Source organism: Bradyrhizobium genomosp. I (2014) (assembly GCF_000261685.1).
In the GTDB taxonomy this organism is placed as follows: Bacteria; Pseudomonadota; Alphaproteobacteria; order Rhizobiales; family Xanthobacteraceae; genus Bradyrhizobium.
The window spans coordinates 17,491-30,638 of record NZ_AJQE01000098.1 but is presented as its reverse complement, the minus strand read 5'-3'; the positions used below and the strand labels follow the sequence as shown (position 1 = coordinate 30,638).

At 63.3% G+C, this 13,148-nt stretch carries 5 protein-coding genes; 1 reads left to right on the top strand and 4 read right to left on the bottom strand.

The features are described 5' to 3' along the window. Nucleotides 1-77 precede the first annotated feature (77 nt). Entirely contained in the window at nt 78-5,273 is a 5,196-nt protein-coding gene (locus IC50_RS09455) for a DUF4011 domain-containing protein (RefSeq protein WP_035703328.1), read from the top strand. Between the two features lie 67 nt (nt 5,274-5,340). Here IC50_RS09455 and IC50_RS09450 read toward each other — a convergent pair whose 3' ends face one another. The 4 genes from IC50_RS09450 to IC50_RS09435 all read right to left on the bottom strand — a co-directional run bounded on the left by IC50_RS09450 (nt 5,341) and on the right by IC50_RS09435 (nt 13,017). Next, nucleotides 5,341-8,622 carry a UvrD-helicase domain-containing protein gene (locus tag IC50_RS09450; RefSeq protein WP_035703326.1) on the bottom strand — a complete coding sequence of 1,094 codons (3,282 nt, stop codon included), beginning with the start codon at nt 8,620-8,622 and terminating at the stop codon, nt 5,341-5,343. After that, nucleotides 8,622-11,216 carry a PD-(D/E)XK nuclease family protein gene (locus IC50_RS09445; RefSeq protein ID WP_085973651.1) on the bottom strand — a complete coding sequence of 865 codons (2,595 nt, stop codon included), beginning with the start codon at nt 11,214-11,216 and terminating at the stop codon, nt 8,622-8,624. The genes IC50_RS09450 and IC50_RS09445 overlap by 1 nt, the downstream gene beginning before the upstream one ends. A gap of 279 nt (nt 11,217-11,495) precedes the next feature. After that, on the bottom strand, nt 11,496-11,861 hold the full coding sequence (locus IC50_RS38985; RefSeq protein ID WP_050990948.1) for a helix-turn-helix transcriptional regulator: 366 nt from the start codon (nt 11,859-11,861) through the stop codon (nt 11,496-11,498). 286 nt (nt 11,862-12,147) lie between these two features. Continuing rightward, nucleotides 12,148-13,017, bottom strand: a complete 870-nt coding sequence (locus tag IC50_RS09435) for a hypothetical protein (RefSeq protein WP_035703322.1) — start codon at nt 13,015-13,017, stop codon at nt 12,148-12,150. Nucleotides 13,018-13,148: the final 131 nt, after the last annotated feature.

Genomic DNA, 13,148 nt, shown 5'->3' with positions numbered 1-13,148 from the left:
GAGGGGCCGGAAGTCGGCAATTCAGGAAGAACGAGACGGCATGCCTGGCGACTCAGTTCAGGTGGCAGTTCCAGTTCATGACGACGTTCGGGCAAACTAGCGGCGACAACTCTTCTCGCTCGACCAGATCCAGTGAGGGTATCTCTGGCATCGCCGAGTTGGTGCGAGAAGGCGTCCGCAAAGCCCGAGATAAGCTGATCGACCTCAGCATGCGCAATACCATGCTGAACTTTCGTCATTCGGAGACATCGGCAAAGCACGTTCGCATCGTCGACGAAGATTTGACGCTCCTCATCGGAGCCTTGGCTACGGGCAAGTCCCTCGATGTCATTCCGGTCCCGCCTGTCGAGCAGGTTCCTCACGACGAGGAGACGGACGAATTCCGAGCCGCTCTGAAGACGGCTAAGGAAACCGATCCCGACTGGCTGGCCGCTGAAGATGCGCGTCGCGCCGCGGGTAACCGCCGTCGAACGAAGGATAAAGTCGCTGAAAGAGCGCTGCGCGATCGTGTGAGGGCGAAGCTCGGGATGCCGGAATGGCGGGTCGCGACCGATGCTAAAGCAAGAGCCCGGGAACTCGGAATCGACCCATCGTACGATCTGCCGCCGTCCAAACGCTCCGCGCAAAAGCACCATGCAGACAACACTCTGCAGACACTCTTTTTTCCGGATCGCCTGGAGCCGAAACTGGCCAGCATCCACAGTGCCGCGCGGGCGCTCCAGGAGGATGCCGGCCTCAGCGCGCTATACTTCGCGGTCGGCTTCCTCGAATGGTACGAACAGGACGATTCGACTGATCCATCGTACGCTCCCCTCGTCTTGTTGCCCATCAACATGGAGAAGCGCATCGCGAGCGGCGAGTACGTCTATTCCATCGCCGGACGGGACGACGACGAAGCGAGCAATGTCGCGCTTCGCGAAAAGCTGAAGCGCTTCGCGATAGATCTGCCCGAGTACGATCCAGAGGCCGGAATTGAAGCCTATCTTTCCGGCGTAGCTGCCTGCCTCACCAACAAACCTCGATGGACGGTTCGGCGCTTCGCGACCGTCGGGCTCTTTTCGTTCGCCCGGCAGGCGATGTGGAGCGATCTCGACTCGGCTCGATGGCCGGCCGACTCCCGTCCCGAGTCTCACGAATTGCTGGGGCAAGTCTACGGGGATGTCGCCGGCGAGCACGGCGACAACGTCGCTGCGGTCTACGACGTCGACCATCCAGAGCTCGAGTCTCAAGCTCCCGCGTTGGTCATCGAGGCCGACGCCTCGCAGCTCAGCGCCGTGATCGACGCCACAAGCGGAAAGAACCTCGTCATCCAGGGGCCGCCGGGCACCGGCAAGTCGCAGGCGATCACCAACATCATCGCCAACGCGCTTTGGCACGGCAAGACGGTCTTGTTCGTCTCCGAAAAAATGGCCGCGCTGAAGGTGGTCAAGGACCGGCTCGATCATATGGGCCTCGGCCTCTATTGCCTCGAGGTGCACTCGGCAAAAGCTTCGAAGGCGTCGGTCCTCAAATCGATACGCGAGCGCATGGAAACCCCGCGCAGCGCCGCGAACGTCCAGGAAGTCGAGAGCGCCCGCGAAGCTCTTCGCCAGGTGCGTCAGCGTCTCACCGAATATGCGAGTCTGATCAACAGCCCGGCCGGCGCTACCGGCCTCAGCATTCATCAGGTTCTTTGGGGTGACTTCACCAGAGCCGGTCTGGAGCCGGCACCTCCAAAACCGACGACGGAGTTCCGCTTTCCGGACCCGTTGGGCATCGATCGATTCAAGCTCGCCGAACTAGTCGGACTCGGCAAGGCCTTGGACGACTGGGCGACGGCGATGGGGGCCGCCGCCGAGCCGAAGCATCAGCCTTGGCGCGGCGTCGGCAACCTCAACCTAAACCGCTTCGATCGGACCAAGGCCGTTGAGGTCGTGGCGGGTTGGGGAACCGCGCTGAGGCAGCTTCTGCAGCACGTCGAGGCACTCGCCAGCGCGGCGTCGTGGGACGGCCTAAATTCGCCGGCCGACGCCTCCGCGGCCGCGAGGGTCGTTTCCGATCTGCCAGCAACCCCAGCGGATGTGGAGGAGAAGTTGCTCACCCTCGCGACCGGCGAATCGGCTCGGAAGTCGCTAGACGATTGGGTCGATCGCTGCATAAGAGCCCACGATCTCGAACTGCAGGTCGACGGAATTTGCTCCAAGCAGGCGCTCGAAACCGACGGCGAAGCCGTCGGGCCGCTGCTTGAGCGGGCGACGGCTCTCGGAGTAGCCGGTTTACCCGTCGAAGGGATATCGAGGGCTCTCGAATTGGCGAGAGAATCCGCAACCAGACTCGGTTCCCTGGTTCAACTGATGGCGGACCTGCTCAGTGCGGCGAAGCGTGATCCGAATGCCCCATCCGACGTCAAGTCAGAGGCGATGGCCGCGGGCTACCTTCTCGTCGTTCCCAAGATCCGGCAGGACAATCTTCGCTATCGCTCGCAGGCACTCACGGCGGAAGCGGCGATCGACGATTTGGCTGCCGCCCACGAGCTTGCTGGTGAGGTCAAATCCGCGGCGGCCGAAGCAAGCTTCTCGGAGCAGGCTACGACGCGGCTTGCTGACTCCATTCCGTCCGTGGCCGAACTGCGTCGAGCTGCAGGAACGTTTCGCTCTACCGGCTTCTTCGGCAAACTCTTCGGAAGAGAATGGCGGGCTGCACGCGCCGTTTGCCGCCAAACCTTTCCGGACGATCCCAAGCTTCCTCCGGTCGATGCTGCAAAAAGGCTCATAGCGGCGGCTCTGTGGAAGGATCGGTTGCAGCGGTTGGAGGAATGCGCCGAAGCAAAAGCTGCTGCCGGTCGACACTGGAAAGGGGCTGAAACTCCGTTCGAGCGCCTCATTGAAGTATCGGAATGGATGCGGTCGGTCCAAAAAGTAACTCCTCCGGGCGAGTCAGGCGCGCGAGAATTGCGACGGTTGGCGTTCGAAGGCGGCCCCGACGAATTCGCGATGCTCGTCCGCTTCGCGGAAGCCGCCGGCAGTTTGAATCTCGCCGATGCGTTCCAGACGGCATTCGCTGCGCGATCCACGATCCACGCGGAGGCCGATCGCCACGAAGCTCGCGCGTCAGCCCTCGATTTGATCGTCACGACCAGTCAACAGTTTGGTATTCAGCCCAGCCAGCCGGTGGCCTCTCTTCCGAAGGCCCTGCAGATGCAGACAGAGGCCAAGGTCCTCCGGCAGCAAATGGCCGCAGATGCCATGGCAACGAACGCCTGCGCGTCGATTGCTGCGGGATCTGAACTGGAGCGGGCTGGCCGTGTTCGAGCGACGACTCGCTTCGTCGAAGGTGTGCAGTCGATGCAACTCCCGCCTTCAGCCGCTCGCTATCTCCTACAAGAGGGCTACGGCGATCGATCGTCCGGCTTAAAGCGCACCGCAGAGGATCTGAAGGTCGCGATCGCCGACGTCGACCGAGCTGCCGGGGAGGCAGATGAGCTCCTCAAGCTTCGACCCGAGGAATGGTGCGGCGGCCCCTGGAAAGCCGTGCCGATCCGGACGCTATTGCAAAAGTGCGAGCGAGCGTCTCAGGCTCCCGACGCTCTCGAAAAGCAAATTGCGTTGCTGTCGACGGAGCTGGAAGCCGCAAGCCTTGGTTTGAGCGACCTTATCAGTTGCTGGCCGGCGGAAGGGCTGCGCTACTCGGGCGTCGCCCTCGCCATCGAAGCCGCATTCTATCGTTCGGCTGCGGAGAAGCTCATGAGGGAGCATCCCGTTTTGACGAGGCATGCCGGGAACACTCACGAGCAGGTACGCAAGCGGTTTCAGGACCTGGATCGCGAGATACTTCAACTGAATCGCAAGATGGTCGCCGCCCAGCTTCGCGCCCGGTCGATTCCTCCCGGTCGACGCGCGGGCTCGACGCGCGACTATACCGACAATGAGATGTTGACGCACCAAACCGGCCTGCAGCAGCCGCGGATCGCACTGCGCCGACTGTTCTCCAATGCGGGAAACGCCATTCGAGCGTACACGCCCTGCGTGATGATGAGCCCGATGTCTGTAGCGCAGTACCTCGAACCTGGCCGACATAGCTTCGATATACTCGTGATAGACGAGGCTTCACAGATGCGCCCCGAGGACGCGCTGGGCGCGATGTTGCGTTGCAAGCAAGCTGTCATCGTAGGCGATCCTGAACAGTTGCCACCCACCGATTTCTTCAGCGCATCGGACGATCCGAGCGACGAAAAGGCGGAGGATGCGCCCGAGGAATCGATCCTCGAACTCGGCCGTCGCTGTTGGCATCCGATGAGAATGCTGGAGGTCCATTATCGATCTCGGCATCAAAGCTTGATCGCGTATTCCAATCGCGAATTCTATGGCGAGCGCCTATTGGTGTACCCCAGCCCGGTGCTCGAAGACCCGGATTTTGGAGTGTCGTGCCGTAAGATCGACAGCGCCTACGAGGTTGGGCAGGGGCGGAATCTTCCGGAAGCTCGCGCGATCGTAGAAGAGGCTGCGGAATTGATGCGGACGCGGGCCGATCGTTCGATCGGCATCGTCGCGATGAACCAAGCCCAGCGGGATCTCATCGAGACGCTGATGGACGAACGGGCTACGAGCGATCCGGACGTCCAGGCATATCGCGAGAAATGGGCCGATAAATTGGAAGACTTCTTCGTCAAGAATCTCGAAAACGTGCAGGGCGATGAGCGGGATGTCATCTTGATCTCGACGGTCTACGGGCCAACTGCTGAAGGTGTTTTCCATCAACACTTCGGCCCTTTGAACCGTGCCTACGGTCATCGGCGCCTCAATGTGCTGTTCACTCGCGCGAAGCGTCGGCTCGCGGTGTTTACCTCCCTCGATCCCGGTCGCATCGTCGCGGACGGAAATCGCCGAGGCGTCAGGGTTTTGAAGGAGTTTCTCGAATATGCAAGCCGGGGCTCCTTTACACCCGGCCGCGGGACAGGGGAGGAGCCAGACAGCGACTTCGAGCGGTGGTTCCTGTCGCGCTTGAAGGCGGCGAACTACGAGGCGCATCCTCAAGTCGGCGTCGCAAAGTACCGGATCGACATCGGCGTTGTGCATCCCGACAAGCCAGGTAGTTACATTTTGGGTGTGGAGTGTGATGGAGCGACCTACCACTCCTCGAAGTCGGCGCGAGATCGGGATCGTCTGAGGCAGGACGTCCTCGAAGGGCTGAATTGGAAAATCTACAGGGTTTGGTCGACCGATTGGTATCGAGATCCTGAGAGAGAGTTCAGCCGCCTCGTCGACAAGATCGAGAGGTTGCGCGCACTGCAGTGAAGTTCTTCGCGGTAAGATGCGCTGTAGGTTTTTGCACATCTTCTCGATCGATCCGGAACTCGGTCGGTCAGGGTGCAAGCTTGATCCAATCGACTTGGCCCGAAGTCATATAGACGATGGCGCCGCGGCTCGATCCGACCGCCCGAAGGTAATGAGCGAGTTGTCGCCGATAGGTCGAGAACTCAGCTTCCCTGGGATCTACGTCGCTCTTCCAGTCGAAGACGACCGTGCCTTCGTCGTCGCGGGCGATCGCGTCGGCCCGGCCGCCCATCAGATCGTCGGGGCCGGCCGCCGTACCGTAGACCGGCACCTCCGCAACGAGCTTTCCGCGGTATCTGTCGACGTCCGGTAGTCGCAAGGTCTGCAGCGCGGTCGAAGCGAGCTCCCGCACGTCGATCGCGGCGTGCGTCGGCGCCATCGAAGACAATTGATCAAATAGTTCGTTGGACCGGGCCGTCGCGGCTTCCAGGTTCTCCTTCAACTCGCCGGAGATGAGCTCCTCCATCAGCTTGTGGAGAAGGATGCCCCGGATGCGGCCTCCTTCGACCGTGGCGGCGGCGCGAGGCACGTGTTCGCCCGTCTCGAAGGACAGTTCGCCCGTAATGACGTCGGGATCGCCGTCGCTAGGCTTGATCCAACGGATGCGCGGCGCGGCTTCGATGCGCGATCGCTCTTCCGCGAAGATCTGCGCGGTCTGCCCGTTCGCCACAGGAGCGCGAAAGGCGACGGGCGCGCGGGGAAGACGGCCGATGTCGAGTTCGGGAGCGGTGTCCAGTTTGAAGTCGAGAAGCTTCGCCCATGAAGCGTCGTTGCTCCAAGAGAAGTCCGGAATGACTAGGAGCTCCATCGCCCGCGTGCATGCGACGTAAAGGAGCCGCACGTTCTCGTCCCTCTTCTCGGCCTCTTCCGTCCGCAGCGCTTCGCCTAGTCCCGGCGGCACCACCTGGCCCAGCGCCCAATGCAGGCTTTCGTCCCGTCTCCGGTGAACGAACGCCTCCCCCCGCCGCGGCATGGACGAGCGGTTGATCGGAATCACGACCGGCCACTCCAGACCTTTCGACGAATGCACGGTGACGATCTCAATCGACTGTCCGTCGGCCTCCATCATCGCTTCCGGTGATGCCGATCCGCTCGACCATTCGTCATCGATGTCCCTAGCGAACTGGACGAAGCCGCGGACGTCGTAGCTTCGTGCCCGTTCGACGAAGCCGTCCACGTTCGCGAGCGCGCGCGCCGCTTGGTCGCCGCTGCGAGCCGCGACTATGGCGCGGATGCGCAGACGCTCGATGGCCTCGGCGAGAACAAAGGCGGGCGCGGTCGCGTTGATGCGGCGGCGCAGGTCAGTCAGGACGGTCAGCACTTCCCGTGCGACCGGGTTTCGGACCGCCGCCGGGTCGGTCCGGAGAGAGAGACCTGAGATCCGGTCGCGGTCGACGGGAAGATCGGCGGTGATGTCGAGCAGCTCCTGTTCGGTCAGGCCCACGAGCGGACCGCGCATGAGCGCTCCCAGCGCCAGCGTGTCGCGGGTGTCCGCCAAGGCGCGGATCAGCGCCACCAGATCCTGCGCTTCCTGCCGCTTGTAGAGGTTTTTGCCCGCCTGCGAGGCGAAGGGCAGTCCAGCCTCCTCGAGAGCGCGTTCGTACCGCCAGAGGTCCGTGGAAACCGGTGCGAGCAGAGCGATGTCGCCCGGACAAAGGCGCCTGGTCTCTCCGTCGTTAAGCTTGATGTCGACGTTACCGATGAGGCGCGCGCAAACTTCGGCCACGGCCTGGGCTTCCTCGTCGCGGGCACTGTCGACCCTCGTCAACGGGGGAAGCTCTATGGAAACCTTCGCCACGCACGGCAAGCCGTGCTCGCTGGCCGCCCTCGTGGTCTGCAAGGCCACGTAACCGGCCTGCTGCGACGAGAGCCGCTCCTCAAAGCACCGGTTCACGTGGTCCAAAATCTGGCCGCGAGACCGAAAGTTCGCGGTGACCCTGAGGATATTGTCGGGGAATTGCGCCTTGATCGTCTCGCGCACCCTGAGATACGTCGCTAGGTCCGCGCCGCGGAATGAATAGATGGCCTGTTTCGGATCGCCGACTACGAAGAGGTGGCCCGGCCTAAGCGATCGCGCGTGCCAGGCGCGGTCATCCTTCGCCGTTCCGCACAACAGAAAGATGATCTCCGCCTGCACGGGATCAGTGTCCTGGAACTCGTCCACCAGAAGTCGCGAGAAGCGCTCGGCGGCGGTCGCCCGGACTGAAGGATGGTCGCGCAGCACCTCGCGCGACGTGAACAGAAGGTCGTCGAAATCGAGGACGGCGGCCCGCCGTTTGAACGTCTCGTACTCCGTCATCACGTCGTCGAGCTCGGCCGAGAAGATCCCGATGATGGCCGTCGCGATCCGTCCCATCAGTTTGCGGTAGGCCTGGCGGCATCGGCCGAAATGCTCTTCGGCCTGGTTCGCCAATCGCTCGCCGTCCGCGCCGCCAGCCTTCCGCCATAGCGTCCGGCGTCTGTATTCCCGAAGATCGGACGTATCCTTGCGCATGATCGGCAGCCACGCGGGATGCGCGAGCTCCAGCAGGCCTTCGAAGGCGGGCATCGGATCGAAGCGTCCTCGGAAGTGGGAGACCAACGTCTCGAGCGCGACGATGTCCGGATCAGCCTCGGGGGGCACGTCGACCTGGTCGCACCAGCGCCGGAATTCCCGTACGCTCTCCGCGAATTCGACGTCCGCGTGCGCATCCAAATCGGCGGGCAACGGCCGCGCTCCCCGATGGCGTCGGCGAAATTTGGCGAAGCTGCGCAGCAGTCCTTCGGCGTTGATCGGATCACGCCGAGCAACCGATGCGATCGGATCCCCGGCCGCCGGCGCGGTCCGGTCGAGCCTGCCGCGCCACCACCTGTCGAAGATCGCGTCGAACGCGAAGTCGGCCTGATCTCCGTCCAGGACATCCGCGCCGGGATCGATCGCGGCTTCGACGGAATACGTCTTCAGGAGGTCGTGGCAGAACGAATGGATCGTACCGCAGGTCAGTTCGTCGAGGCGCTTCGCGGCGGCGCGCAGCATCTCGGTCTGGGCGGCGTCGGGACCGGAGGGCAGGGCCGGCCGGAGCTCGTCCGGAATCCGGCCCTCGATTATGCGATGGAGGTAGGAGGCGATGCGCTGACGCAGTTCGCCCGCCGCGAGTTCGGTGAACGTGATGGCCGCGATCGACTGCGGATCGACTCCGTGCGCGAGCAGCATCACCACGCGACCAGCGAGCAGGGAAGTCTTCCCCGTGCCTGCTGCGGCTTCGACCAACAGGCAGGACTCCAGATCGGTCAACGCTCTGAGACGTTCGGCCCCGTCCACCATCTCCATCACGGAGCGCTCCAATATCGCGAGATGGTTGCGTTGATCTTGTTGCTTGCGGCCAGCTTGCGCCTTTCGTATCCGGGCGACGCCGGGAGCGCCAATCGAAGTTCGTTCGATCTGTCGAAAGAAAGCCGGCCAGAGGTAACGACGCCCTTGCGCATCATCGAGACCGCGACGTTGACGAAGGCGGCGATCTGCTCGACGGCGGCATTGAGATCGGGTAGCCTGACGGCGAGAGTATCGCCGCGGAGATAGAGCAGCCGGGCGACGACCGTCGGTTCGCCATCGAGAAGTTGTCGGCAGGCGAGGCCGTACAATGCCCGCTGCAGCTCGGCTCCGCCGTCGATCACGATGCGCGCCGGGTTTCTGGGCGCCTGGCCGGTCTTGTAGTCCCAGACGCGCACGGCGGTACCTCTACTGTTGAGATCCAGCCTGTCGATGGAGCCACCGAGCTTGACGGGCGTCCCGGGTATCGTGACCGGTATGGTCGGATCCCACGGCAGTTGCCGCTCAGTGGCGTCGGCGTTCGGTTGGCCGAATGGTACTTCGGTCCAACTTCGGGTGCCCGCGTCCGTTATCTCCTTGCGCAGCAATCCCGCGAGAGCCAACGATGCCGCGAAGTCCACAGTGTTGCGCCATAGCAGCGCCGGCGGCGTCTGTCCCCGCAGCGGCCACGCGTCCCTCACGGCCGATGAGGCGTCCGCCACGGCGGTTTCGATCTCAGCGTCCGACGCTCGTGCATATCCGGGCACCGGTTCGAGCGCGTCCACCGCGCGCCGAAGAAGCTCGTGGACCAGCTTGCCGAACTCGTCGGGCAAGATAGTCAGCGGCTGCTCGCGATCGCGAGGCGCATTCCAGCCGAGCGCGTAGCGCCACACGAAACCGAGCGGATCCCGCAGCATCCTTCGTAGGGATGTTGCGGACTGCACGCGTTCGATTGATCTTTCGACGACCGGATGCTCGGCGTCGAACTTCCCGTCGTGCGGCGTAAACCGCTCGAGATGCCAATCGCGCCAGCATGCATCGGCCGATCGTACTTGCCCAATCTCGGCCGCATCCTGCGGTCGGGCCATGATGCGATCGGCCTCGTTCCAGGCGTGCTCCGGAACGCGCGCTCTCGAGAGGTACTCTTCTGGCTGGCCCTCCGAAAGGGGACTCCGGCCCACGCGGCCTCCCTGCGCGCTTCGGCGGCCGCGAGAGAGCACGGCTCGGCCCGTCGCCGCCTCGACGATGATGCGGAAATGTCGTCGATCGGCTTCGGCGACCGGATCGACATCGACGATGGCGCTCGAAAGGACGTGATCCGGGACGACGGAGTCGTTGGCTTGGCGGCGAGGCCAGTGCCGGTCCGTCAGCCCGAGAAGCCGGACGTACGGGCGCGGCGAGGTGGCCAGCTCCCGTGCCGAGCACCACACCACGGAGTCAGCAGGGTCGTGATCGGATTCGAAGCGCGAGGTCCGCAATGAGAGCTCGATGGCCTCTGGAGGGGCACTGCGCAATGCGCTTTGCCATAGCTGGAGCGCCCGATTGTGCAGAATGAGGACCGCGGCTTCGGCGGCCGCCGAGATGCCACGCGCGAGGACATCCACGATCGGCAATGCATTCAGTGCGCCCGCCAGAGATGGTTCGTTCGCCGCGGCAGCCGAGATCGCGCGTCGCCACTCTTCCGGGCGCGACAAGGTCGCGCCGCGTGGCAGCGCGGCGAGCCAATTCGGCGGCAGGCTTTCGAACGCGCTTCGCTCACCACGACAGAGGGAAACGAGGCGTCGCAACCGTTGCTGGTTCAGACCGTGTTGGAGGACGTCGGCCAGAGCGGCACAGCGCTGACCGTCGCGGGTCGAAAGCGCGGGAATCCCATGCGGGAAGGCCAATCTGAAGCCGGCGTCCGGCCCTAAGGCGCGGAAGTGATCGCCCCACGGGGTCGTTCCCGCCGACACGATCGCGATCTGGTCCGGCCGGGCGACGCCGGAGGCGATCAGATGGCGCGCCCACCGCAGACTTTCGATAACCTCGTGATGCGGATCGGCGCAGGACACTGCGGCCGGCGCGGGACTATCTGTCTCCGGCGGCCGCACGATCCTTCCCGCGAACCAGGCGGTTTCCGCGTGAGGTGACGCGATCCATTCGACCGGGACCTCTCTCGCCAACGCATCGATAAGCCGTCGCCAAAGCGGGGGAATCCAGGAAAGGCGATCGATCATCAGCGGTCCGATCGTACGGTCCGCGTGCAGCACCCGCGACAAAGCAGCGTCCCGCAGATCGATCGGAAGCGCTGCCGCGAGCGGCAGTTCGCGTCGCAGGCGGTTTTCGATCAAAGCCAGATCGGCGAGACGTGCATTCGTCGCGTCCGCCCTAAGCGAGATGTCGGCATCCCAGACCTTGCGCAGGGCACGCGAGACCGCTCGCGTCATGCCTGGGAGGTGGCGCACCTTCTCGATTTCCAGGAAGCCGCCTGCCGCGAGAGCTTGCTGGATAGCGCGATCGAGTTGCTCAGAAGGTACAAGCGACCTGAAGCCTCCGGCCAAGCGCGCCGCGAGATTGGGAAGGGTCAGGATCTGCAGACCGCTTTCGTTAGCTCGGGCTGCGGCCGCACGGCGCATCTGAAACGCGAGCGCACTACCAACTATCGAGGTTCGCAGTTGGACCATCGCCGCTGGAGCTCCCCATGGTTGCACATTTCGAACTCATCGTACCACCCCGACGCGGCTTTGCAGCCCGAATGGCTCGCGATTATTCGCGAAACTTGGGATTTCGAGCTGGGCTGCCGAGCGCGGTGACGCGTTCCGGTGGACCGCGGTCTTTCCGGGCTGGTCCGATGCTTCGTCGAAACTTCAACCTGCGCACGCCAGTAACCGTTGGGTCGTCCATCGCAACTTCGGTTAGGCGCGGGTCCGCCGCCGGCCCGGCCTTGTTAGAAGATCCACGACAGTGGTCTTCAAAACCGCCGCGAGCTTCTCGATCGTCATCAGCGTCGGATTGGCGCGCTTGGTTTCGATCAGCCCTATGGCGGACTGGTCGGTACCGATCGCCTTGGCGAGATCGGCCTGACTGAGATCGAGTACGGTCCGGAGCCGTTTGACGTTCTCACCGAGGGTCTCTGCGGTCGACAGCCGGCTTTCCTTGAATCTCTCCGCGAATGGCTTGTTGGTCTTTTCGTCCTCGGCCTTCTCGGCGCCGATCTTTGCTCTCGGCCCGCGGTTCGGTCCGGCCTTGCGCTTCGTGGCGGTCCTCGTCGGCTTGTTCAAGGGGCGGGAGTCCTTGCATCAGGGGCGCGTCGCTTCCCGGACGGAGCGGACTAGCATACCCAACCTACCATCCATAGGAGGAAGGATTCGATATTCGTCTGGAGATTTCCACCGTCGCGCCAACGTCGACGGGGCCGGCGCGAGGAACGCGGCCGTGCGCGGGCGGAGCGGCCGTAATGCAATCCTTGGAGCGGCGCGCGCCCGCGGGACTATGACAAGATGAAAGAGAAATTCGGAGCGGCTGACCGTGTCGCCTCGGTCAAACCCGGGAGCGGCGCTAACGCCGTTACGAGCCTGGCGCGCCAACCCGCCTAATGACGGTGTACTTACCGTCCTTGTACTCGTACAGGCGGTTTTCAGGCTCATTTCTCGTATGATTGCGGAGCATCTGATAGAAACGCGTCCGCTTCTCCGGAGGAATGTCGAGAGCCGCGGCGATTTCCCTTCGCTCCATCCCGCGCCGGGCCTTGTAGAGGACTGCGGCAATATCGTTTAGGATCGGCTTGTTTGCAGACCGGGTCAGCGAGGCAGCGGTGCCCGTCCGCTTGTAGCCCTTCTGGGTCTTTTGCCCGGCTGCGTAGTCAGCAGGCAGAGAACGGTCGTTGCGCCACCATTTGCCGTCGTCGAGCCGGATGAGGACATTGGACAAATCAACGATTTCCTGAAGATCGCGGTTGATGTGCTGCTCGTCGGTCAGGTCCGCCAATTTGTTCGAAAGCCTTCGAAATATCTCGCGCGCCGAGGGCGGTCGCTTGAACGAATTTTTGGCGTCTTCGCGCAGGAGCTCCTCGATCCCCTTCCGAAGAAGCGCGACCTTTACGAGGACCGGGGGCCGTTTCGCGGGAGCGCGGACCTGCTTTTGAAAATCCTCCGCCCCGGTCTTCTGGACGTCCAGTTCGGCGGCTGTCGCCAAGGCGATTTCCCAAACCGTCCTCGCAAGGTTCTGCGCGATCTCTACGACCTGGACGGGCAGTTCGGGAAGGTCCTTCTGCTCGGCCCTCCAGGCGCGCACCATCACGCTGAGGTCGCGGTCTGAGCCGGGGGAAATGCGGTTTTTCCGCATCTTCTCCGCGACCGCGCTAATCGTAACACCGACCAGACCCCGCTCGCGCATCACGCGGTAGCAGGCGGTCCTCACCTGACCGATGTCCGGCATGTCCTTTTCCCTCCAGCACTTCCCACATCCGGGTAGCGTCAGAGGGCCCCAAACACAACCTGAAGCTTCAATCAATGGTAACCAGGCGTTACCCGAGTCCTTTTCCGCGTTCGCCCTTTGGTGCGGAATAG